The following is a 22063-nucleotide window of genomic DNA, read 5'->3' as shown; positions in this document are numbered from 1 at the left end:
CCAGCGGCTCCACACGCCACGAGGACGGGCCGTTGGTGGTCGTTGCAGGACTCGGACCTTCTAGAGTTCTGCAACGACCACCGTAATTGTCGACCATCACAAACCTCGGTCCGGCAGTACCGTGGGGCCGCCCGGGTCAGACCGGGAGACTGTATAATCGACAATCGACAAAGGAGGCGGCGATGGACCGCAAGTTCAAGTGGCAAGAACAGCGGACCACGACGCCTGATGGTGTCTACCGCGTGCTCCGTACTGCAATCCTGGACGGAACTGTGGCTCCCGGCGAACAGCTACGTGAGACCCACATTGCTACTGATCTCGGGATAAGCCGATCCCCACTACGTGAGGCGCTGACCAAGCTTGAAGAGGAAGGCCTAGTCTAAAGATCCCCTTCCGGGGATCGTTTGTCGTGGAGGTAAGTGCTCGCGACGTCGCCGAGATCGCATCCATCCGCAGACTTGTCGAGCCTTACGCTGCTGAGCTCTCTGCAGAAACGCTACGCGGTCCTGAGCGCCTTCGCTTGAAGCAAACCATCGAGGAACTCTACCGAGCCACAGACACCAACGACATCCCGGCCAGCATTGACGCTCACCTGCGCTTCCACAGGCTCTTCTACGAATTCTCGGGTAACGCCGCCCTGCAAAGTCTTTGGAACGGTTGGGAAAACAAGCTGCGTCTCTACCTCGCGGTCGACCACCGTACTTACAACGACCTCCACGACATCGCTGTTGAGCACGAGAAATTGGCGTCACTTGCTTTAGAGGGTGACATCGATGGCTTTCGCCAGGAGCTGGTCAATCAATTCCAAAACGCGCTCCGGGCCGGACTCTAACCAGACATACAGCACGCCCGACATCAACCCTCCTCCCTGCAGCGGCATTTAAGCGCAGAGGCGACATGGACCAATCCCGAGGGAGGATTCTTCCTCTGGCCTAGAGCCTTTACGGAAGATCAGAATGTCGCGGCGTCAATGACAAAGCGGTACCGCACCGCGCTGTCAATGACTCGGTCAAAAGCCTCGGCTATTTTGCCGGCCGGAATCACCTCCACCTCGGCGCCGAGCCCATGGGCGGCGCAGAAGTCCAGCATTTCCTGCGTCTGCCTGATGCCGCCCATCTTTGAACCGGCCAGATTTCGTCTGAAACTGGCCAGTGACCAGGCCCGTTGTGTTAGTGGTTTCGAGGGCAGCCCCACGATGACCAGGGTGCCGTCCAAGGCGAGCAAGGAAAGGTACTGATCGACGTCGATGTCCGCAGAGACGGTATTGATGATCAGATCGAAATAGCCTTGGTGGCGCGCGAAAGTGGCGGGATCCGACGTCGCGTGGCAGGCCACCGCCCCGAAACGGAGCGCATCCTCCTGCTTCCTGAGCGATTGGCTGAGCACCGTCACCTGCGCCCCCAGTGCCGTTGCGATCTTGACGCCCATGTGGCCGAGCCCGCCCATGCCGATAATTGCCACCCGCTTTCCCGGGCCCGCACCCCAATTGCGGAGGGGCGAGTACATGGTTATCCCGGCGCACAGTAGTGGTGCGGCTGTTTCGAGCGAAATGCCCTCGGGAATCCGCAGAACGTAATTCTCGTCCACAACAATGCTGTTGCTGTAGCCGCCTGCAGTGGGCCGGCCGTCCCTGCCCACCGAGTTGTAGGTACTCGTCGATCCCGACAGGCAGTGCTGCTCCTCGCCTGCGAGGCAGTAGACGCAGTTCCGGCATGAATCTACGAAACAGCCCACACCTACCCGGTCGCCCACGGCGTGACGCGTCACCTTGGCTCCGACAGCTTCAACAATTCCGGAGATCTCGTGTCCTACAACGACCGGGAAGTTGACGTTTGCCCAGTCGCCTCGCGCAGTGTGGATGTCGGAATGACAGATGCCGCTGAACTTGATGGCAATTCTGATGTCGAACTCACCTGGATCGCGGCGTTCAATGATGCCGGGCTGCAGTGCGGACGTAGCCGAAGTGGCGATATACGCCTTGGCAATAGTTGGCATGTTCCGGCTCCTTAGGCGCCTTCTGGATCAGGAAACAGGGACAAATCCGAGGGCCTTGTCCACCACGTTCAACAATGGTTCGCTTTTGACGAACCGTCCCAGATTCTCCAAGAACAGCTTGCTGAGGTCGTCGAGATAGTTTTCAGCGTCACCGCTCATGTGAGGGGTGATGATGACGTTCTCCATGCTCCAAAGCGCATGTCCCCCAGGTAACGGCTCCGGGTGCACCACATCGAGGGCGGCACCGGCGATGGAGCCCGATGCCAGTGCTTCAGTCAGGGCGCCGGTGTGAACAAGTTCGCCGCGGCCGACATTGATCAGGTGCGCCGACGGTTTCATGGACGCAAGCACGTCGACGTTCACCAGTCCCCTGGTCTCCGCAGTCAGCGGAGCGGCGAGAACAACATAGTCGAAGTCATGGACGATGCCGGGCAGGTCTTGGGATGAGTAGATCCAGCCGAACTCATCGTCCCCGGGGCGAGCTGTGCGTCCGGCACCGCTGACCTCCATGCCCACGGCACGGAGCAGGCGCGCGATTTCACGTCCGATCGATCCGATGCCCACCACCAGCGCACTTTGACCATGGATCTTTTGCGTGGTTCTGTGCTGCCAGCGTTGTTGCTGCTGGAGTCGGAACGAGCCCTGCGCATCCTTGGCCAAATCCAGGACGAAACCAAGGGCAAATTCGGCGATGGCCCGGCTGAGCACACCCCGGGAGTTCGTGTAGACGACGTCGCTTTGGATCAGGTCATCGAAGAGGAGCTGACTTACGCCTGCCGCCGAGACATGAACCCATTTCAGCGACGAGGCTGCAGCCCAGTTCTCCTTCAAGGCAGGTGAGAATGAATGCCACTGGTACAACACGTCCGCGCCGTCCAACGCTTTGGCAAGCCCGTCGGCCTTGGTCAGGCGGACCTGCGCCAGCTCCTCGATCTCCTGCAGCCGGGGCGGCAAAGCCTCCCGGTACAGGACTGCGACGACGGGCCGCTTGCGTTCAGTAGCTGTCATGACGACGCCGCTGCTGCCGCCGGCTTGTTTTCCGTGGTGGCGTCCATCGCGCCAACGGCATCGATGGCGTCAATGGCGGCCAGGACAGCGGCGGTGAATTCGGACGTCGAGGACGGTCCTCCGACATCGCGGGTACCCAGGCCTTGCCGGAGGACAGACTCGAAGGCCAATTGGAGGTGCTCGGCAGCTTCCGGGTGTCCAAGGTGCTGAAGCATCATGGCCCCCGACCATATCTGGCCCACCGGATTTGCCAAGCCCTTGCCCGCGATATCCGGAGCCGATCCGTGGACCGGTTCGAAAAGGGAAGGGAAGTCACCTTCGGGATTCAAATTGGCACTCGGGGCGACGCCGATGGAGCCGGTGACGGAGCTGCCAAGGTCCGAGAGAATGTCGCCGAGTAGGTTGGAGGCAACAATGACATCAAACGTCCAGGGTTTCAGGACCAGGTGCGCGGCCAACGCGTCCACAAGTTCGCTGGTGAGCGTCACGTCGGGATAGAGGCGGGTTGTCTCTTCCACCACTTCGTCCCAGAACGGCATGGTGTGGATGATGCCGTTGCTCTTGGTTGCCGAGGTCAGTCGGCCCTTCCGGGAGGATGCGAGCGATGCGGCGTAGTGCGCGGCCCGCGATACTCCCAGGCGGGTGAAAATGGTTTCCTGGACCGCGGTTTCATGGGGCAGCCCGCGGTAGGCGCGGCCGCCGACCTCCGAGTACTCCCCTTCGTTGTTTTCACGAACGATGAGGATATCGATCGGTTCCTTGGACGCGAGGGGTGACTTCACGCCGTCGAGCGTTTTCACTGGACGGAGGTTGATGTATTGCTGGAATTCGCGGCGGATGGGAATCAACAGACCCCAGAGGGATTCAGCGTCCGGGACGGACGGCGAGCCCACAGCGCCCAGGAAGATCGCTTCGTGCGCTGACAGCTGTTCGAGCCCGTCAAGCGGCATCATGCGCCCGTGCTCGGCGTAGTAGTCCGATCCCCAGTCGAAATAGGTGAACTCCAGGTTCAACGAATGGATCAGGGCAATCCGCTCAAGGCAATCGATGGCGGCTGGGACAACTTCCTTGCCGATGCCGTCGCCCGCGATCACCGCGATTTTATGGGTGGTCATGATGCATTCCGTTCTGCGGCCTTCAGCTGCTGCCACCCGGTGGCCGGCTCGGCCAGTTTGATGATGGTGCTTTTGGGTTCGGTCATCTCGCGGACGGCATGCTTGACTCCTTCACGCCCAACACCGGATTTCCTGAAACCACCGAACGGCATGGAATCGATCCGGACGTCGCTGGTCTCATTGATCACCACGGCCCCCACATGCAGCTTCTCGGCAATCGCCAGGGCCAGATCGATGGATTCCGTGAAAACACCAGCCTGGAGCCCGTACTCGGAATCGTTGGCCGCGCGGATGGCGTCGGAGGCTTGGATAAACGGCATGATGCTGACCACCGGGCCGAACACTTCCTCGCGGATGACCCGGCAGTCCGCCGGCACGTCGGTGAGAACAGTTGGTTGGTAGAAGGCGTTGCAGCGCTGCCCGCCCACCTGGACGGTGGCGCCCGCAGCCTTGGCCTCGTCCACCCATTCCTCCACCCGGAGTGCCTCCGCTTCGGTAATGAGGGGGCCGATGTCCGTGCCGCGATCGAACTTCGCCCCGACGCGGAGCGCCTTGGTCCCGGTGATCACGTGTTCGAGGACCTCGTCGAACAGCGAAATGTGGACGTAGACGCGCTGGACCGAAAGGCAGTTCTGGCCGGCCACTCCGAAGGCACCGGCCACGATTGCCTCAGCGGCTTTCGCTGGTTCAGCGTCGGCGCAGACGATCGTGGCGTTGTTGCCGCCCAGTTCCGAGAGGATCTTCTTGGCACCCGCGGCAGCAGCGATGCGGTCCGCCGTCTTTGGGCCACCGGTGAAGGAAATGAGGTCCACCTGCGGGTCCGTCACGATCGCCTCGGATACTCCAGGTCCGGCGACAATCGCCGCGATGCGTCCGGCAGGGACACCGGCTTCCAGCAGCAGCTGGACGAAGGCCAGCCCGGTCAGCGGCGTTCGGCCCGAGGGTTTAAGTACGACGCCGTTGCCTCCGATGAGCGCTGGCCCCAGCTTGTGTGCCACGAGATTGAGCGGATCATTGAAGGGCGTGATGGCGGCGACAATTCCCACCGGTTTGCGGTTGTACCAACCGATCTTGTTTGCTCCGGCCATGCTGTCCTCAAAAGCGAGGGTTTCTCCATTGAGTTCGCTGGACGCAGCAGCGGAGAGCCGCAACGTTTCGGTGCAGCGGCGCACCTCACGTTCGGCCTCGTTGATGGTCTTGCTGCTTTCTGCGGCAATGATCTCCGCGAAGCGAACGGACTGCTCCGCCAGAAGCACTGCCGCACGTTCCAAAGCCTCGCGGCGGGCCAGGAGGGGCCATTCACCGTCCTGGAGGTGCCGATGAATGTAGGCTACGGCCCGCCGTACATCCTGTGGGGTCGAGGAACACACATTTCCCAGGAGGACACCATCTTCGGGGTCCCGGACCTCCAGGATCATCTCGGCTCTCTCCCAACGGCCTTCCAGGAATGCACCACCCGGCAGCGCGGCTATGCTTGCCCGCCTGTAAGCCGTTTCTTCGGCTGTTTTTGGGCGCGCCCCAGCGACGGTTGTTGACGAACTCATAGGGAACCTTCTCTTGCCTAGCTGAAACGGTCGATAATCTTCGCAGCTCCGCCAATGAAGGGCAGGAACCACGGCGGGCCGAAGTGGCCGGGCACGGGCGGGTTCCTAAGGTCTTCCCACACGTTCGCCTGCTTGTCTCCGGCCATGTAATGGGCCATCTTCTTGCCCATGTGGGCGGCCATTTGCACGCCGTGGCCGCTGTAACAGAGGGAGTAGAACAGGCCATCGTGCACGCCGGCATGGACCATCTGGTCCATGGAGAGGTCCACCAAGCCGCCCCAGGTGTAGTCCACCTTCACGTTGGCAAGATACGGGAAGAGCTCAGTCATCGCCTTGTGCAGGATCTCGCCGCTCTTGACATCTGAATCCGGGCTGGACAGCGCAAATCGAGCACGTCCACCGAAAAGGAGCCTGTTGTCCGGGGTGATCCGGAAGTAGTAAGTCAGCATCTTGCTGTCCGAGGCTTGCCGCCTGTGCGGAAGGATGCGGTTCACCACGTCCTCCGGCAAGGGTTCGGTGACAATGATGAAGCTGCCCACCGGAATCACGCGGCGCTGCAACCACGGTGTGACATTGCCTGTGTATCCGCTTGTGGCGACCAGAACCTGCTTGGCCCGTGTGATTCCACGGGTGGTGTGTACGTCATGGATCGTGCCGGAGACTTTCTTCAGCTCGGTGACGCCGGCGTTCTCGCAAATGTCAGCCCCGGCAGCAGCGGCTGCACCGGCCAAGCCGTGCACGAACTTGCCCACGTGGAGGCCGGCCCCCAGCGGATCAAGCATTGCCCCGTGGTAGAAATCTGTACCGATTTCGCTGTGGATCTCCGCCTCGGGAATGACCTTCACGTGGTAGTCGGCAAGTTTCGCCAATTGCTCCTGGGACTTCAGCATCCCCTCGTAGTGGGACTTGTGGAAGGCCAATGAAAGCTTGCCAAAGCGCTTGTAGTCGCAGTCGATGCCGTTGTCCTGGACGAGCTTCTCGATGCTGTCAATCGCGTCGTTGTACTCACGGAACATCTCCACGGCACGGGTACTCCCGTACCGCTTGACGGCTGTGTTGAAACTGATGGCCAGGCCGGTGGTTGCCATGCCCCCGTTACGTCCGGAGGCGCCCCAGCCAACAGTATGGCGTTCGAAGACAGCGACGCTTGCACCTTGCTGGGCAAACTCAAGGGCTGCGGAGAGCCCGGTAAATCCGGCGCCAATGATCGCAACGTCGACGTTCTCCGGTACAGGGGTACGCCTGTAGTCTCCGGACGGTTCGGCCGTGTCCAGCCAGTACGGGGTGAGTTTCACGGTGGGCCTTTCGCCTCAGGATCGGTCTAGAGACCGAGGTGCTTGTTGAGCTCGTCCAGGGACTTAACAGTGAAGAGGTCGTAGCCCGTGGTTACGGGGTCATAACCACGGTCCAGCAGGAGAAGGTTCCGGAAGCCCAAGTCGTGCATTGGGTGCATGTCGTAGCGTGTGTGCGAGGAGACGTGCAGGAAGTCCTCCGGCTTGGCGTTCAGGGTGTCCAGCATGTACTCGAACGCCTGGTAGCGCGGCTTGTAGGCCTGGGCCTGCTCAGCGGTGTACACGGCGTGGAAGTCTGCACCGAGCTTCGGAATGCTGATGTCCAGGAAGCTGGTGTCCGCGTTAGAGAGGGCCACCAGCTTGTAGTTGTCGCCCATGAGCTTCAGCGGAGCGGGCACGTCCTCGTGGGCAACCCAGCCGCGTACGGCCTCAGCGAACTCTGCGCCGGCACCTTTGGTCGGCCCGATGCCCCACCGCTTGCACACGCGGTCAAAGGAATCCTGCAGGATCTGCTCGTAAGGCTTGTAGTCGCCCAGGACCTCGTCGAACCGGTACCCACGGAACTGCTTCTTGAAGGTCGGCCACTGCTCTTCCGAGATGCGGCCATCCAGCAGGCGACGCGTCGTGGGGTCAATGTCGAAGTTGATGAGCGTGCCGTAGATATCAAAAGAGATGTACTTCGGCCGGAAATTGGTCTCTGCCATGTTCGGTTCCGTTCTTTGTCAGGAAATGGAAGCGGTCGCCGTCCCTGCGTATTCGAGGATTCGGGAAGCGCGGTGAGCCGGGAAGGGGTTCCCTGCAGGCTGGAAGATCCTGCTCGATGACTCGACTCTAGGCTTCCAAATTGTAAATTGTCAACAGTTTGGCCGCGGTAGATTGACACAGCTCTCCCCGGCCGGCCACTCAAAAAAGTTTCTGTAAATTGTTGACAATCTACTGTTGAGGGGGTTGCATTGCATTAGATGGCGGAGAGATCCGGATCACATTAAAGCCTAGGACAAGCAAGAGACACCGCTCCCCGAAGCCCCCTCCGGAAGCGTTGACGCAAGGCACTGAATCAATCTTTCCCCGTTACAGCGACCAACTCACAGCTGAGAAACCCTCGAAGGGAATCACTATGAAGACCATAACCAAGGCACAAACTGCGGCAGCCGGACTCGCCGTCCTACTTGCGCTGAGCGCATGCGGTGGCACAGCGAGCAGTGGCCCGTCCGAGACAAGCAAAACCTCGAACACCACTGATATCTCTGAGGGCGTCCAGCCCGATGCAGCTGCGGTCAAGCTGCTGCCGCAGTCCTATAAGGACAAGGGTGAACTGACGGTGGCGATGGACCTTCATTACCCGCCAACCACCTTCCTCTCGGATGACAACAAGACCCCGATCGGCCTGAACCCGGACATCGCCCGCCTGGTGGCCAAGAAGCTTGGGCTGAAGCTGAAGTTCGAGAACACCGTGTTTGACACCATCATTCCCGGTATCGACGGTGGCCGCTACGACTTCACCGTCACCACCATGTCCCCCACACCCGAGCGGTTGAAGGTTCTGGATATGATCGACTACTTCAAGGCTGGCAACTCAGTGGCCGTGAGCGCGGGAAATCCGCTGAAGCTCACCAATGAGAGCCTGTGCGGTAAGAACATTGCCGTCACAGCCGGTTCGACAGGCCAGCTCAAGCGCCTCCCGGCCCTCTCGGATCAAACCTGCACTTCCAAGGGACAGCCAGCCATTAACGCCGTGACGCTTCCCAACGTCCAGGAGGCACTGACCCAGCTGGCGTCAAAGCGCATCGACGGCATCCTCTACGACACCACCTCCCTTGCGTGGGCCGCGAAGCAGCAGCCGGGCACGTTCACCATCCTCACCCCCCAGATCAACGTCGGCTCAAGCGACCTTACATCCGTCGGCCTCAAGAAGGGCTCGCCGTTGACACCCGCTATTCAGGCTGCCGTCCAGTCGATCCTGAACAGCCCGAACTACAAACAGTCGCTCTCGAACTGGGGTCTGGAATCAGGTGCCATCACTGACGCCAAACTGAACTAGAGGGCAGGTCATGCAGTCCCTGATCTCCGAAGAAAGTGAAAGCAAGATGAGTGGGATACCTTCAGCACTCAAACCGAGGCTCCGGCGGCGAAGCACCTTCGAGTACGTCGCCTGGGTGGTGTGCAGCCTGCTTGGCCTGGGCCTCCTCGTTTCCGTGTCGACCAATCCGAACTTCAAATGGGGAGTGGTTGCCAAGTACTTCACCCAGGAAACCATCCTCCGCGGGCTGATGCTCACGATCTTCCTCACGGTAGCAAGCATGGTCCTCGGAACGCTCCTGGGCCTGGCGCTGGCGATCATGAGGTCCTCCAGCATCAAACCCGTTGCGGTCGCGGCCGGCGTCTACATCACGTTGTTCCGCGGCACACCGGTCCTGGTGCAGCTGATCTTCTGGTTCAACATCGCAGCGCTCTACCCGAACCTGACCATCGGCATCCCCTTCACCGACATCAGCACCGCCGTCGACTTGAACGCCCTGATGGCACCCATCACGGCAGCCCTGATCGGCCTGACCCTGAACGAAGCCGCCTACATGGCAGAAATCATCCGTGGCGGATTCTCCTCGGTCGGCAAGGGCCAGATCGAAGCGGCGGACTCACTGGGGATGAGCGCCGCGACGAAAATGCGCAAGGTCATCATTCCCCAGGCGATGCCCTCGATCATCCCGGCGACAGGTAACCAGGTCATCGGCATGTTCAAGGAAACCTCTCTCGTCAGCGTGCTGGGCGTCGCAGAGCTTTTGCAAAGCGCCCAGCTGATCTACGCGCGCACTTACGAAACCATCCCGCTGCTGATCGTCGCCAGCCTGTGGTATCTCGTGATGACCCTGCTACTGAGCTACCCACAATCCAAGCTCGAGCAAAAATACTCTCGCGCAACCTCCAGGCTTCCCCGGAAGGCGAAAAAGGTTGTGCTGACAGAACCGGAAGGTATCGCCCGATGAGTGCCGACGGAACCATCCTCGCCCAGCGGATCCGAAAGTCCTTCGGACCCAAAACAGTCCTCAAAGACATCGACCTGGACATCGCCAGCGGTGAAATCTGCTGCATCATCGGACCCAGCGGCTCCGGAAAATCCACCATCCTGCGCTGTATCAACGGCCTGGAAACCGTCGACTCGGGCGTCCTGAAAGTCAACGGTGAGGACTTCGGCTACTACGAAACCGACACTGCCTACCACGCCCTGCCCCCGAAGAAGCTCGCCGAGCAGCGCACCAGGGTTGGCATGGTGTTCCAGCAGTTCAACCTCTTCCCCAACATGACAGCCCACGAGAACATCATGGCTGGACCCGTCCTGGTCAAGGGCACGGATAAGAAACAAGCCGCCAAACGGGCCCACGAACTGCTCGCAAGCGTCGGCCTGGCCGGATTCGGGGACTATTACCCCGCGCAACTCTCCGGCGGGCAACAGCAGCGTGTAGCCATCGCGCGGTCCCTGGCCATGGATCCGGAGATCATGCTCTTCGACGAACCCACGTCCGCCCTCGATCCCGAGAAGGTCGGCGAAGTCCTCGCAGTCATGCAGGACCTCGCCAAAAAAGGCATGACGATGGTGGTCGTGACCCACGAAATGGGCTTCGCCCGCGAAGTGGCCGACTCCCTGATCTTCATGGACGACGGCTACATCGTCGAACGTGGCGACGCCCGGGAAATCCTCTCCAACCCCAAAGAACCCCGGACCCAAGCCTTCTTAAAGCAGGTGCTCTAAACCATGGACGGAAAACTGGCCGTGATCGGCCTTGGGAGCATCGGAAGCATGGCCTTGTGGCAGGCATCCCGTTTGACCGATTCCGTCGTCGGATTCGAGGCGCAGGCACCGGGTCATGCCCGAAGCGCCGTTGGCGGCGACACCCGCCTCTTCCGGATGATTTATCGCGGAAGACCCGACTACTACCCCCTCCTGCAGCGTTCCCGCAGCCTCTGGGCCGAACTCGAGGCGGAATCAGGCCAGGACATTCTGACGCGCTGCGGCGGGCTATCGATCGGGACGGTGGACGGCACCTATATCGCCGCCCTGCTCGAAACGACCCGGATAAACGGGGCTGAGCATGAGATCCTGAGCCGCGACGCCATGGCGGAACGGTATCCGCAGCACAACCTTCGGCCTGATGACTGCGCTGTGTTCGATCCGCATGCCGGCGCCCTGCGCACTGACCGTGCAGTGACGGCGGCAGTTGCCGCCGCACAGGCAAACGGGGCAACAGTGGTTACCGACACGTCGATCGACAGCATCCGGGAAACTGACGACGGCGTGGTCGTCACCTCGGGCGACAAGTCCTGGACCTTCGAAAACGTGATCGTCGCGTCCGGCGGCTGGTCCCAAAAGCTCATGCCCGACTATCTGAAAGCGGCAACCGAAACGCGGCGGATATTCCTGTCCTGGTTCGTGGCCAGGGACGCGGCGGAGTTCTCACCGGAGAGATTCCCCGTCTTCATCAGGATTTCCGGAGACCGCTCCATGTACGGTGCGCCGAGCGTTGACGGAGTGACGGTAAAAGCCACCCTGGATGGTCGCGGCGCGCCAACGCCGGCGGCTGACTCAGTGCCAAGGGACCTCACCGCAGCGGAGATCGCGGAAACCACCGAGACGGTACGTGAGTTCTTCCCCGGCCTTTTTCCTAACATCGTTCGCTCAGACGCGTTCCCGGACCTCTACACCGCGGACTCCCAGCCTCTGCTGGGTTTCTTGGACAATTCCAGCAGGATCTACGCCGCAACTGGATTCTCAGGCGCCGGATTCAAAATGGCTTCCGGCTACGGCGAGATCGCAGCCAGCGAAGCCCTTGGTAAGCGCTCGTTTGACGGGCTGGACTTCGTTCGGCCCCAGAGGTTCGAGAAGATCTAGCGATTTCTTATGGGTTCCATGGGTGGACTCCGAATCGCGTATTGTTGACAATCTACAGTTACTAAGAAAGTATGAAGTCATGGCAGCACTTAGCCCCATCCTGAAGCAGGCAACTCCCGTAGTCGTCGACTACGCACTCGGGAGCTGGATCCACGCGACCGACGGTAAGAAGTACCTCGATTTCACCACCGGGATTGGTGTCACCAGCACTGGCCATTGCCACCCTGACGTGGTGGCCGCAGCCCGCGATCAGGTGGGCAAGATTGTCCACGCCCAGTACACGACCGTGATGCACAAGCCCCTTCTGGAATTGACGGAACTCCTTGGCAGCATCCTGCCCGAAGGATTGGACAGTGTCTTCTACGCGACTTCCGGATCAGAAGCCGTGGAAGCATCCATCCGCTTGGCCCGTATGGCAACCGGCCGCCCCAACATCATCTCCTTCCAGGGAGGCTTTCACGGGCGGACGGTGGCTGCAGCGTCCTTGACCACCGCCGGAACCAAGTTCCGCTCAGGATTCTCCCCTCTGATGGGCGGCGTGCACATAGCCCCCTTCCCGCATTGGTACCGGTACGGATGGGACGAAGCCACGGCTGTTGAGTTTGCCCTGAAGGAACTGGACCACCTCCTTCTGACCGTCAGCACCCCGGCTGATACGGCAGGCTTCATCATCGAACCCGTCCTCGGTGACGGCGGATACATCCCCACGCCTGTTGCCTTCCTCCAAGGACTTCGGGAACGGGCAGACCGGCACGGCATCGTGCTCATCCTGGATGAAGTCCAGGCCGGCGTCGGCCGGACAGGCAAGTTCTGGGGGCACGACTGGGCCGGGATACGCCCCGACGTGGTCATCACCGCAAAGGGCCTCGCAAGCGGCTTCCCGATTTCGGCAATTGCCGCGTCGGCGGATTTGATGGGCAAGGCCTGGCCTGGTTCCCAAGGTGGTACCTATGGCGGAAACGCGGTTGCAGCAGCAGCAGGTGTCGCCACCTTGGGGGTCATTCAGAGGGAGAACCTGGTGGAAAATGCCTTGCTGCGAGGCGGCGAACTGCGGGCAGGGCTGGACGCGCTGCAGGAGGAATTCCCGGGAATCGGCAACGTGCGCGGACGCGGCCTCATGCAGGGCGTCGAATTCACCGCCGAAGGCAACATTCCAGACGCAGCAACCGCACTCGCGGTCCAGCAGGCTGCCGTCAAGGAAGAGCTCCTGCTCCTCACCTGCGGCCCACATGGCAACGTCATTCGTCTCATCCCCGCGCTGAACGTCAGCAGCGATGAAATCCAGGCAGGCCTGTCCAAGTTCACGCAGGCGCTCAAGTCGGCCACTTCCTAGTCTCCCTGATCACTGAAAGAGCGAACATGAACCCCTCATTTGATCCCACCACTCTCCAAACAGACTTGTTCATTGACGGAAAATGGCAAAGCGCCGCTGACGGCGCCACCTTCCCGGTAGAGAACCCGGCCACGAACGAAGTCATCGCCCACGTCGCCGACGGCGGCCCTGAAGACGCCGCCCTGGCCATCGAAGCAGCAGGTCGCGCACAAGCGGAGTGGAGCAAATCAACGCCGCGTCAACGGGCCGACATCCTGCGACGTGCCTTCGATCTGGTCATTGCCAACACCGACCGGCTTGCGGCAATCATGACCGCAGAAATGGGGAAGCCCCTCGCCGAAGCAAAGGGCGAAGTAGCCTATGGAGCCGAGTTCCTTCGCTGGTTCTCGGAAGAGGCCGTGAGGATCGGCGGTGACAACACAACCTCCGTGGACGGAAATACGCGCATCCTCATCACCAAGGAACCAGTCGGGCCCTCGATATTGGTCACCCCCTGGAACTTCCCGCTCGCCATGGGAGCGCGCAAAATCGCCCCCGCAGTCGCCGCAGGGTGCACCATGGTGTTCAAGCCGGCCGAGCTGACGCCGTTGACCTCTTTGGCCTTGGTAGCCATTTTCAAGGAAGCCGGACTTCCCGACGGCGTGCTGAACGTCGTGACGACGTCGAGCGCTTCCAGCGTGGTACGAAACTGGACGGACAGCGGAATCGCCCGCAAGATCAGCTTCACCGGCTCCACCGGGGTGGGCAAAATCCTTTTGAGGCAGGCTGCGGACAACGTCATGCGCTCTTCCATGGAGCTCGGCGGGAACGCACCATTCATTGTGCTCGCCGATGCCGACATAGAGAAGGCAGTAGATGGAGCCATGAAGGCAAAGATGCGCAACATGGGCGAAGCCTGCACAGCCGCAAACCGCTTCTTCGTCCACCGCTCCGTTGCGGAGGAGTTCGGCGAGAAGTTCTCCAAAAAGATGTCAGAATTGCAGGTGGGCAACGGCGCTTTGGCAGGCACAGACGTGGGTCCACTCATCGAACAGGCAGGGTTGGACAAAGTGGAGTCTCTCGTTGCCGACGCTATTTCCAAGGGTGCACGGGTGCTGACTGGCGGAAGCCGCCCGGAAGGTCCCGGTTACTTCTACTCCCCCACTGTCCTGACGGATGTGGCGTTGGAATCCGAGCTGATGACCACGGAGATATTCGGACCGGTGGCAGCCATCACGCCCTTCGACAGTGAGGACGAAGTACTCCGAATGGCCAACGACACCGCATGGGGCCTGGTGGGCTACGTGTTTACCGAAAGCATGGACAAGGCCATGCGGTTCTCAGCGGAGCTGGAGGTGGGAATGGTCGGCCTCAACACCGGCATCGTGTCCAATCCCGCCGCTCCGTTCGGAGGCGTCAAGCAGTCGGGCCTGGGACGTGAAGGCGGAAAGATCGGGATCGAAGAATTCCTGGAATACAAGTACACCGCAATAGCGGTCTAATAGATTCAATTTGGCGAAGTATGAAATGAGGGGATGTCAATGGCGGCACCGGAGGGAATGTTCGTATTGGAGGGCCGGCCCACGGCGCAGCTGATCGCTGACCAACTCCGAGAGCTCATCGTCCAAGGGGCTTTCAGGCCCGGTCAGCAGGTAAACGAATCTGCCCTGGCGAGCCAGCTCAACACGTCAAGGGGGCCACTCAGGGAAGCTCTGCAACGCCTGTGCCAGGAAGGCATCCTGGTGAGCAAGCGTAATCGCGGCGTTTTCGTGCTGGAGCTTTCACCCGAAGACATCAGAGAGATCTACGCCGTACGCGAGGCAGTGGAACTGGCCGCCGCCAACACTCTCCTCGGCTCTGGTCAGGACCAGATCATGGATACCTGCCGAGAGCTCAAGGGCATCATCAAGAACATGGCGAAGCAGGTTGCGGCGTCGGACTGGCAGGCGATCGCCAGGCTCGACATGCAATTCCACACCGCTTTCGTTTCAGGCACGGGGAACACTCGACTGATCCGGATTTACGAGACACTCGCCGCGGAATCCAGGATGTGTATCCTCAGCCTGGAAGTCGCATATCCCCGCATAGATTTGCTGGTGCAGGAACACCAAGACATCCTGGACCTTCTTGAGGGGCGCGAGCAGAGCGGACTTCAACAAGCCATAAAGCGACACATGCAGAAAGCCGTCGAGGACCTCACATCGACGCGGCAGCCAAGTGGTGTTACCGCGTAAATTTTGCTGGTTCCACACACGCTACGGGTCCAGTTCAAGTGAACTGGACCCGTAGTTTTCTCTCTTCAAGGAACTTTCAGCGGCCGTCACGATCCAAGCCGATCCGGGTTAATACAGTGGCGGGATGTGCGCGGACATCCCGGCGGAAGCAACGAACCAAAAGCCGGAGACAAGAGGGAGCCACCATGCCCGCACAATTCAATCTGCATGCCGACGCGGGTGCCTGTCTGAGGTTTCAGCTCGTCACGGACGCCGGACATGTACTGCTCACCTCGGAGCCCTTTGAGAACGAGGACGCGGCAATCGCGGCTATCTGGTCCGTGCGGGAGGCCGCAGTCAACGGGGAAATCGTTGACCTCACTGGCCTGCTATCCGACATTCCACAGCTTTGATGAACCCTTGCCCTTGTGGCCCAGCTGCCTATTCGTTCCGGGCGGAGAAGGGCAGGTCGACGACAGGTTGCAGCCAGGTGTTGTGCTTGCGGACGTGACGGTCTGAAGGACGGACGTATCGGTAGCTTCCGTTGTATCCACCGGGCCTTTCTCCGGCAAAAGACTGCGTGTCCCTCCGAAGACCATATCGGCGTCTATTGAATCGCTTGGAGCCAGGTCAGTTCGGATCCGTCTCCTTCGATGAGGTTTGCGAGTTCTTCGTTGAACTTCCGTCCGTAGTGGGCGCCGATGTGCTCCTCGAAGGCCGCCTGGTCACGGTAGACCTCGAACACGAAGTACTCGTTGGGCCGGGATTCCCTGGTGTAGGGCCAAAAGACAACGTTTCCAGGCTCGGCGCGGACGTGTTCGGTGAGCTCGCGCATCATTTCCGCGACCCTGGCTTCGCAGCCGGGCTTGACGGTGAATTCTGCGTACAACGTTTTGGTCACGGCGGGTTCCTTGCTTTCAGACGAAATTCTTTGAGTGGTTGGATGGGTCAGTCAGATGGCGGGAGTTCGCCCGAGCCGCGCGCGATCAGCTCCGAGGGGACAACCCAGGTGCTGGGTTGGCTTTGGTCGCCGTCGATCCTGGCCAGGATCCTTTCGGCGGCGAGTTTGCCGATGCGTTCGGGGTGCTGCGCGATGACGGTGATGCCCGGTTCCATCATGTCCGCGAGGGCGAAGTCGTCGAAACCGACCAAGGCCACTTTGTGGCTCGCGCCTGATTCCTTCAGTGCCCTCATTGCGCCGAAGGTGACCAGGTTCTGGCTGGAGAATATGGCGGTGGGGGGATTCGGGGAGTCGAGCAGTTCGTGGGTTGCCCGGCGGGCTGCATCTTCATCGTGAAGGTTCTCAATGGCGGGAACTTCGGACACGGCGATGCCGGAGCGACCTAGTTCCTCCAGGAACCCCCGACGGCGTTCCCGCGCCGTCTGGATGTCGGTCCGGTCGCCGAGGTACGCCAGCCTGGTATGGCCGTGGCTGAGAAGATGAGCAGCCGCCCGTACCCCGCCCGTGGCGTTGTCGCTCACCACGGCATCGGCGTCGATTCCGTTTGGTTCGCGGTCAATGAAAACCACCGGCAGGTCCCGGGAATGTTCCGGGATGACGTGCGCCTGGCTCTTGGCAATGGGGGTAAGGATAAGCCCGTCAACGCGCCGCCGGAGAAACGCGGCGACGAGGGCTTTCTCCCGTTCGGGATCATCGTCCAGGCTCGCGGCAAACACGGCTATGCCACGTGCCGCCAAGGCGTCTTCGATGGCCCGGTGGATTTCCCCGCTGAACGGGTTGGCCACGCTCGGGAGGAGCAAGCCAATGGACAGGGTCCGGCGGCCGGTGCGGCGGAGACTACCCGCGGCCAGGTCCACCTGGTAGTTCAGCTGTTCCACGGCCCGGAGCACCCGCACCTTTTTCGCTTCCGAAACCCCGGGCTCGTCATTGACAACCCGGGAGACGGTCTTGATCCCCACGCCCGCAAGCGCTGCCACGTCGCGCATGGTGGGGCGCTGTTTCGCGGGTTCGGCTTGGTAACGGTTAGACAACGTTGTCAACGACCTGCTCCTTCTTATTCGGAGAACTATTGACTCTCCTTTGTGATCCGGGTTACACCTTACATGACATCGTTGTCAGGCACCGGTAAGTGCCTAATACAAAACAGGAGATTCAATGTTGAGTTCCAAAGCCTTCGGGCCGGCCGTCAACCGCTTCCTCGCCGTCGGTGCTGTGCTGACGCTTGGTGCCATCAGCCTGACAGCCTGCGGCGGCGGCTCTTCGGCCCCTGCCTCGGGCGGCGCTTCCTCCGGCGCCAAGGTCGGTGTTTCGCTGATCGTCAAGACGACCACGAACCCGTACTTCGTCGCGATGGAGGACGGTGCGAAGAAGGCAGCAGAGGGCGGAAACATCGACCTGAAGCTTGCCGCGGGCAAGTCCGACGGCGACGAGGACACCCAGATCCAGGCCATCGAGAACGCCATCTCCAAGGGCGACAAGGGCATCCTGATCACCCCGAACGGTCCGGCCGTCGTCGACGCGATCAAGAAGGCCCGCGATGCCGGGCTGTTCGTGATCGCCCTGGACACCCCGCCGGACCCGGCCAGTGCCGTGGACATCACTTTCGCGACCGACAACTTCGCCGCGGGCAAGCAGATCGGTCAGTGGACCGCGGCGCAGCTCGACGGCAAGAAGGCCACGATTGCCTTGGTTGACCTGTTCAGCGACAAGGTCGTGTCCGTTGACTACAACCGCGACCAAGGTTTCCTGACCGGCCTGGGTATCGACACCGCGGACAAGACGAAGAACGGCGATGAGGCCAAGACCGGTAAGTACACCGGCGGAAAGGGCGGCGACTACGAGATCGTAGGCAACCAGGCATCCCAGGGCGCCGAGGATGGCGGCCGCACGGCGATGGAAACGCTCCTGTCGAAGAACCCGAACGTCAACGTCGTCTACACGATCAATGAGCCGGCCGCAGCAGGAGCCTACGAGGCTCTAAAGGCAGCCGGCAAGGAAAAGGGCGTGCTGGTGGTCTCCATCGACGGCGGCTGCACCGGCGTGAACAACGTCAAGTCCGGCATAATCGGTGCCACTGCGCAGCAGTACCCGGTGAAGATGGCACAGCTCGGTGTCCAGGCAATCCAGGACCTGGCCACCACGGGAAAGAAGCCCTCGACGTCCGCAGGACTGGACTTCTTCAACACCGGCTCCGCACTCGTCACCGACAAGGCCGTTTCCGGCCTGACGAGCATCGACACCACCGCTGCTTCCCAGATCTGCTGGGGCAAGTAAGCAACCCGCGCCGGTTCCGGGGCCAACAGCCCCGGAACCAGCCGCCGATACACCCTCAATGCTTAATGCAGGAGCAAATGTGACCCAGCAACAAACTGCGGGACCGCCGCCGGCCCACGCGGACCTTGCCGAAGAATTCCTTGACCGAAGCACCCCGCTGAGCCGGATCCGGAATGTTCTCCACCGCTACCCGGCCCTGAGCCCGGCCATCGTGCTACTCGTGGCGGTCATCGTCTTCGGAATCCTCAACGACCGGTTCCTCCGCCCCGAGAACCTGTCCCTGATTACCCAGCAGGTCGCCGTCATCGGTACCCTGGCGATCGCCCAAACCCTCATCATCCTGACCGCAGGAATCGACCTGTCGGTGGGCGCCGTCATGGTCCTGGCCTCCATGGTGGTTGCCCAAACCGCCGTCAACAATGGTGTCCCGGCCATCCTTGCCCTCCTCGCAGGACTCGCCACGAGCCTGGTCGCCGGCGCCCTGAACGGGCTCTTGGTCACCCGGCTCAAGCTCCCTCCGTTCATCGTCACCCTGGGAACGTTGAACATCTTCATCGCACTGACCCTGCTGTACTCCAACGGAGCCACCGTGCGCGGATCAAAAATGCCTGAGCTGCTGACCTGGACCGGCACCACCTTCCCCATCGGCGGGGTCCGCATCTCCACGGGCGTGGTGATGATGCTCCTGCTCTACGGCGTTGTGGCCTTCATCCTGGGCAAGACGGCCTGGGGTCGCCACGTCTACGCCGTCGGCGATGACAAGGAAGCAGCCCGGCTGGCCGGCATCCCCGTCAGCCGCGTGCTGATGAGCGTATATCTGGCAGCCGGAGCGGTGCTGGCAATCGGTGCCTGGATCCAAATCGGCCGAGTGAACGCCGCGAGCCCCAACGCCGGGGTTGACCTCAACCTCGACTCCATTACCGCCGTCGTCATCGGTGGCACCAGTCTTTTCGGCGGGCGCGGCTCCATCTGGGGATCACTGCTCGGTGCCCTCATCGTCGGTGTCTTCCGCAATGGCCTGTCCCTCGCCGGCCTCGATGTCTTGTACCAGACGCTTGCGGTCGGCATCCTCGTCATCGTCGCCGTCTCCGTGGACCAGTGGATCCGAAAGGTGAAGTCATGACCGTCACAGAAGCCTCAGTCCCGTCAGTGCCGTCCGGAGAACCCAACAGGACACCGATCCTTCAAGCCAGGAACCTCGTCAAGACCTTCGGCCGGGTTGTGGGCCTGGACGGGGTCAGCCTGGACCTCTACCCGGGGGAAGTGCTGGCGATCATCGGCGACAACGGCGCCGGAAAATCGACCCTCATCAAGTGCCTCACCGGAGCGGAAATCCCAGATGAAGGCGAAATCCGGCTCTCAGGTGAGCAGGTCCATTTCAAGCGCCCCCAGGACGCTCGCGCCCACGGCATCGAGACCGTCTACCAGAACCTGGCCGTCTCCCCGGCCTTGGACGTGGCCTCGAACCTCTACCTCGGCAGGGAAGAACGCCTCCCGAACATCTTCGGAAAACTCTTCCGCGTCCTGGACACCAACGGGATGCGCAAGCGAGCGAAAGAAGAACTGACACGCCTCGGGATCTCCACCCTGCAGGACGTCACGGTGGCCGTCGAGAACCTCTCCGGCGGACAACGCCAGGCAGTCGCCGTCGCCCGCGCGGCAGCATTCGGCTCCAAAGTCGTCGTCCTGGACGAACCGACCGCGGCCCTCGGCGTCCGCGAATCAAACCAAGTCCTGCAACTTGTCAGGGACCTGCGCGACCGCGGCCTGCCCGTCATCCTGATCAGCCACAACATGCCGCACGTTTTCGATGTCGCAGACCGGATCCACATCCAACGCCTCGGAAAATGCGCCGCCACCATCACCCCTGAGTCCCACAACATGACCGACGCCGTCGCCATCATGACGGGTGCCGCCACCGCATAGGAATCGGACCTTGCCGTATCGGCCGGGGCAGGCACTGTCCGTGAACCCTCCACTTGGGCTTCACAGACAGAGCCTGCCCCGCCGCTTCCCTGCATGAACCACGCCCAATCCCAGACACCGAAACGTCCTGCCTGGATACGTGAAGAAGGAAAACCATGAACACCCTTGAACCGGATCCAGGGCACCCGCGCGTCCTGGACGTCATCGTCGTCGGCGAGGCACTCATCGACATAGTCAAGTCCGGCACCGGCACCGTGGAACATCCGGGCGGGTCACCGGCGAATGTCGCCTATGGGCTCGGCCGCCTCGGCGTCAGCACAGGCCTGCGGACCGCGATCGGCGAGGACCGGCACGGCCAGCTCATCAGGGAACACCTGAGCAGCGCCGGAGTGGAGTTGCTGCCCGGATCCACCTCGCTGGACAGGACAGCCACCGCGACGGCGACCCTCGCCGCCGATGGCTCCGCCAGCTATGAGTTCGACATCCGGTGGGACCTGACCCCGGCCGTTCCGAACTTCCTTCCCAAGGTCTTCCACGCGGGCTCCATCGCAACATTCCTCGCTCCCGGGGCAGCTGCTGTCCGGTCCCTGATGCTCCAATGCCACGACTCGTGCCTCGTCACCTATGACCCCAACATCAGACCCGCGCTACTGGGCAGCCACCACGAAGCGAAAACCAGCTTCGAAGAACTCGTCCCGTTGACCGACGTCGTCAAACTCAGCGATGACGACGCGCACTGGCTTTACCCCGGAATGCCGCTGGAAGACATCGCGGCCCGTGTGCTGGGCCTTGGCGCCGAACTGGCGGTCATCACCACCGGCTCCGCCGGCTCCCTGCTCTCCACTGCCGCCGCGCAACTCAGCATCCCCGCGGTGGCAACACAAGTAGCCGATACCATCGGCGCAGGCGACTCATACATGTCCGCGCTGATCCACGGACTACTGAACCGAACCGGCGAGGGCCTGGCCCCGTCCGTGATCGAAAGGATAGGCCGCAACGCCTCCATGGCAGCCGCGATCACCGTGAGCCGCCCCGGAGCCAACCCACCGACGTGGACCGAGCTTGAGACAGAACTCTCCCGACGGCGGTCCGGTGATCCATCCGCGGCCGTCGCCCAACCTGCCTGAGCACCTCCGTGCGATCGGCGGCGACCCGGGGACGGGAGGGATAAACCAAGAGCCCCCTGTCGGATTCGAACCGACGACCCCCGCTTTAGGCCCAAGGCCTCTGTGCGCCTCGTTTCTGGTCGTTTTCGCCCGGATTCTCGGGGTTTTTGTGGTCAACGACAGACGATGATTTGTCATCGGTTGCCGTTCATTAAGGTGAGTTAAAGGTGAGTCGGTTGCAATGGCCGGGTTACTGTTGGCCACTGCAAAGGAGGCAGAGTCTGTCTAGCTCCCTTCCTCCCTTCCGCGGGTGGACCTTGACGGTCCCGTCTGGACCTTCATTGCGGTGGGCGTACGGGAGTCCATGACCAGCCCCCGTCGCGGCCAAAGGAAGCCCACAGAACGAGACATACGCGGGTTAGTCCTCCGTGG

At 61.4% G+C, this 22063-nt stretch carries 22 protein-coding genes; 14 read left to right on the top strand and 8 right to left on the bottom strand.

What is annotated here, in order from left to right; all coding sequences use genetic code 11:
• Nucleotides 1-182 precede the first annotated feature (182 nt).
• Nucleotides 183-383 carry a GntR family transcriptional regulator gene (locus ACX5I4_RS03270; RefSeq protein ID WP_461835384.1) on the top strand — a complete coding sequence of 67 codons (201 nt, stop codon included), beginning with the start codon at nt 183-185 and terminating at the stop codon, nt 381-383.
• Between the two features lie 26 nt (nt 384-409).
• Nucleotides 410-832 (top strand): GntR family transcriptional regulator, encoded by a 423-nt coding sequence (locus ACX5I4_RS03265; RefSeq protein ID WP_461835383.1) that lies wholly within the window; start codon nt 410-412, stop codon nt 830-832.
• 119 nt (nt 833-951) lie between these two features.
• Here ACX5I4_RS03265 and ACX5I4_RS03260 read toward each other — a convergent pair whose 3' ends face one another.
• The 6 genes from ACX5I4_RS03260 to ACX5I4_RS03235 are packed head-to-tail and all read right to left on the bottom strand — an operon-like array spanning nt 952 to nt 7658.
• Nucleotides 952-1995, bottom strand: a complete 1044-nt coding sequence (locus ACX5I4_RS03260; protein ID WP_461835382.1) for an NAD(P)-dependent alcohol dehydrogenase — start codon at nt 1993-1995, stop codon at nt 952-954.
• Nucleotides 1996-2022: 27 nt separating this feature from the next.
• On the bottom strand, nt 2023-3003 hold the full coding sequence (locus ACX5I4_RS03255) for a D-2-hydroxyacid dehydrogenase (protein ID WP_461835381.1): 981 nt from the start codon (nt 3001-3003) through the stop codon (nt 2023-2025).
• Nucleotides 3000-4118 (bottom strand): tartrate dehydrogenase, encoded by a 1119-nt coding sequence (locus ACX5I4_RS03250; protein ID WP_461835380.1) that lies wholly within the window; start codon nt 4116-4118, stop codon nt 3000-3002. The genes ACX5I4_RS03255 and ACX5I4_RS03250 overlap by 4 nt, the downstream gene beginning before the upstream one ends.
• Nucleotides 4115-5662: an aldehyde dehydrogenase family protein gene (locus ACX5I4_RS03245; protein WP_461835379.1), complete on the bottom strand. Its 1548-nt coding sequence runs from the start codon at nt 5660-5662 to the stop codon at nt 4115-4117. The genes ACX5I4_RS03250 and ACX5I4_RS03245 overlap by 4 nt, the downstream gene beginning before the upstream one ends.
• Before the next feature lie 17 nt (nt 5663-5679).
• Nucleotides 5680-6957 carry an NAD(P)/FAD-dependent oxidoreductase gene (locus tag ACX5I4_RS03240; RefSeq protein ID WP_461835378.1) on the bottom strand — a complete coding sequence of 426 codons (1278 nt, stop codon included), beginning with the start codon at nt 6955-6957 and terminating at the stop codon, nt 5680-5682.
• A 26-nt stretch (nt 6958-6983) separates the two neighbouring features.
• Nucleotides 6984-7658: a haloacid dehalogenase type II gene (locus ACX5I4_RS03235; protein ID WP_461835377.1), complete on the bottom strand. Its 675-nt coding sequence runs from the start codon at nt 7656-7658 to the stop codon at nt 6984-6986.
• Between the two features lie 413 nt (nt 7659-8071).
• Here ACX5I4_RS03235 and ACX5I4_RS03230 point away from each other — a divergent pair, with 413 nt between their 5' ends.
• From ACX5I4_RS03230 to ACX5I4_RS03195, 8 genes are all read left to right on the top strand, one after another.
• On the top strand, nt 8072-8995 hold the full coding sequence (locus tag ACX5I4_RS03230) for an ABC transporter substrate-binding protein (RefSeq protein WP_461835376.1): 924 nt from the start codon (nt 8072-8074) through the stop codon (nt 8993-8995).
• Nucleotides 8996-9005: 10 nt separating this feature from the next.
• A complete protein-coding gene (locus ACX5I4_RS03225; protein ID WP_461835375.1) occupies nt 9006-9938 on the top strand; it encodes an amino acid ABC transporter permease in 933 nt (310 codons plus the stop codon).
• Nucleotides 9935-10702 (top strand): amino acid ABC transporter ATP-binding protein, encoded by a 768-nt coding sequence (locus ACX5I4_RS03220; RefSeq protein WP_461835374.1) that lies wholly within the window; start codon nt 9935-9937, stop codon nt 10700-10702. The genes ACX5I4_RS03225 and ACX5I4_RS03220 overlap by 4 nt, the downstream gene beginning before the upstream one ends.
• Before the next feature lie 3 nt (nt 10703-10705).
• Nucleotides 10706-11839 carry an N-methyl-L-tryptophan oxidase gene (solA, locus tag ACX5I4_RS03215; RefSeq protein WP_461835373.1) on the top strand — a complete coding sequence of 378 codons (1134 nt, stop codon included), beginning with the start codon at nt 10706-10708 and terminating at the stop codon, nt 11837-11839.
• A gap of 79 nt (nt 11840-11918) precedes the next feature.
• Complete coding sequence (locus ACX5I4_RS03210; RefSeq protein ID WP_461835372.1) at nt 11919-13172, top strand: aspartate aminotransferase family protein; 1254 nt, start codon at nt 11919-11921, stop codon at nt 13170-13172.
• Nucleotides 13173-13198: 26 nt separating this feature from the next.
• Complete coding sequence (locus ACX5I4_RS03205) at nt 13199-14653, top strand: NAD-dependent succinate-semialdehyde dehydrogenase (RefSeq protein WP_461835371.1); 1455 nt, start codon at nt 13199-13201, stop codon at nt 14651-14653.
• A 33-nt stretch (nt 14654-14686) separates the two neighbouring features.
• Nucleotides 14687-15385, top strand: a complete 699-nt coding sequence (locus ACX5I4_RS03200) for a GntR family transcriptional regulator (RefSeq protein ID WP_461835370.1) — start codon at nt 14687-14689, stop codon at nt 15383-15385.
• Nucleotides 15386-15570: 185 nt separating this feature from the next.
• Nucleotides 15571-15777: a YegP family protein gene (locus ACX5I4_RS03195; protein ID WP_461835369.1), complete on the top strand. Its 207-nt coding sequence runs from the start codon at nt 15571-15573 to the stop codon at nt 15775-15777.
• Between the two features lie 194 nt (nt 15778-15971).
• On the opposite strand, the gene ACX5I4_RS03190 is transcribed toward ACX5I4_RS03195, so the two are convergent.
• Both ACX5I4_RS03190 and ACX5I4_RS03185 read right to left on the bottom strand, forming a co-directional pair.
• Nucleotides 15972-16265, bottom strand: a complete 294-nt coding sequence (locus ACX5I4_RS03190; RefSeq protein WP_461835368.1) for a putative quinol monooxygenase — start codon at nt 16263-16265, stop codon at nt 15972-15974.
• A gap of 47 nt (nt 16266-16312) precedes the next feature.
• A complete protein-coding gene (locus ACX5I4_RS03185; protein WP_461838635.1) occupies nt 16313-17311 on the bottom strand; it encodes a LacI family DNA-binding transcriptional regulator in 999 nt (332 codons plus the stop codon).
• 169 nt (nt 17312-17480) lie between these two features.
• On the opposite strand from ACX5I4_RS03185, the gene ACX5I4_RS03180 reads away from it, so the two are divergent.
• The 4 genes from ACX5I4_RS03180 to ACX5I4_RS03165 all read left to right on the top strand — a co-directional run bounded on the left by ACX5I4_RS03180 (nt 17481) and on the right by ACX5I4_RS03165 (nt 21652).
• Nucleotides 17481-18599, top strand: coding sequence for a substrate-binding domain-containing protein (locus ACX5I4_RS03180; protein ID WP_461835367.1), 1119 nt, complete (start codon nt 17481-17483; stop codon nt 18597-18599).
• Nucleotides 18600-18678: 79 nt separating this feature from the next.
• The gene (locus tag ACX5I4_RS03175) at nt 18679-19722 is read left to right on the top strand and encodes an ABC transporter permease (RefSeq protein WP_461835366.1); all 1044 of its coding nucleotides are present in this window, start codon (nt 18679-18681) and stop codon (nt 19720-19722) included.
• Nucleotides 19719-20525: an ATP-binding cassette domain-containing protein gene (locus tag ACX5I4_RS03170; RefSeq protein ID WP_461835365.1), complete on the top strand. Its 807-nt coding sequence runs from the start codon at nt 19719-19721 to the stop codon at nt 20523-20525. The genes ACX5I4_RS03175 and ACX5I4_RS03170 overlap by 4 nt, the downstream gene beginning before the upstream one ends.
• Nucleotides 20526-20680: 155 nt before the next feature.
• The gene (locus ACX5I4_RS03165) at nt 20681-21652 is read left to right on the top strand and encodes a carbohydrate kinase family protein (RefSeq protein WP_461835364.1); all 972 of its coding nucleotides are present in this window, start codon (nt 20681-20683) and stop codon (nt 21650-21652) included.
• The last annotated feature ends 411 nt before the right edge of the window (nt 21653-22063 follow it).

The organism is Arthrobacter sp. MMS24-S77, from assembly GCF_054888235.1.
Note: the sequence above shows the minus strand (reverse complement) of the source record. Positions and strands in the feature narration are given on the sequence as shown.

Coding starts and splice junctions, on each gene's coding strand:
- ACX5I4_RS03270 (WP_461835384.1), top strand. CDS start 183: ATGGACCGCAAGTTCAAGTGGCAAGAACAGCGGACCACGACGCCTGAT.
- ACX5I4_RS03260 (WP_461835382.1), bottom strand. CDS start 1,995: ATGCCAACTATTGCCAAGGCGTATATCGCCACTTCGGCTACGTCCGCA.
- ACX5I4_RS03255 (WP_461835381.1), bottom strand. CDS start 3,003: ATGACAGCTACTGAACGCAAGCGGCCCGTCGTCGCAGTCCTGTACCGG.
- ACX5I4_RS03250 (WP_461835380.1), bottom strand. CDS start 4,118: ATGACCACCCATAAAATCGCGGTGATCGCGGGCGACGGCATCGGCAAG.
- ACX5I4_RS03245 (WP_461835379.1), bottom strand. CDS start 5,662: ATGAGTTCGTCAACAACCGTCGCTGGGGCGCGCCCAAAAACAGCCGAA.
- ACX5I4_RS03235 (WP_461835377.1), bottom strand. CDS start 7,658: ATGGCAGAGACCAATTTCCGGCCGAAGTACATCTCTTTTGATATCTAC.
- ACX5I4_RS03230 (WP_461835376.1), top strand. CDS start 8,072: ATGAAGACCATAACCAAGGCACAAACTGCGGCAGCCGGACTCGCCGTC.
- ACX5I4_RS03225 (WP_461835375.1), top strand. CDS start 9,006: ATGCAGTCCCTGATCTCCGAAGAAAGTGAAAGCAAGATGAGTGGGATA.
- ACX5I4_RS03220 (WP_461835374.1), top strand. CDS start 9,935: ATGAGTGCCGACGGAACCATCCTCGCCCAGCGGATCCGAAAGTCCTTC.
- solA (WP_461835373.1), top strand. CDS start 10,706: ATGGACGGAAAACTGGCCGTGATCGGCCTTGGGAGCATCGGAAGCATG.
- ACX5I4_RS03210 (WP_461835372.1), top strand. CDS start 11,919: ATGGCAGCACTTAGCCCCATCCTGAAGCAGGCAACTCCCGTAGTCGTC.
- ACX5I4_RS03205 (WP_461835371.1), top strand. CDS start 13,199: ATGAACCCCTCATTTGATCCCACCACTCTCCAAACAGACTTGTTCATT.
- ACX5I4_RS03200 (WP_461835370.1), top strand. CDS start 14,687: ATGTCAATGGCGGCACCGGAGGGAATGTTCGTATTGGAGGGCCGGCCC.
- ACX5I4_RS03195 (WP_461835369.1), top strand. CDS start 15,571: ATGCCCGCACAATTCAATCTGCATGCCGACGCGGGTGCCTGTCTGAGG.
- ACX5I4_RS03185 (WP_461838635.1), bottom strand. CDS start 17,311: ATGCGCGACGTGGCAGCGCTTGCGGGCGTGGGGATCAAGACCGTCTCC.
- ACX5I4_RS03180 (WP_461835367.1), top strand. CDS start 17,481: ATGTTGAGTTCCAAAGCCTTCGGGCCGGCCGTCAACCGCTTCCTCGCC.
- ACX5I4_RS03170 (WP_461835365.1), top strand. CDS start 19,719: ATGACCGTCACAGAAGCCTCAGTCCCGTCAGTGCCGTCCGGAGAACCC.
- ACX5I4_RS03165 (WP_461835364.1), top strand. CDS start 20,681: ATGAACACCCTTGAACCGGATCCAGGGCACCCGCGCGTCCTGGACGTC.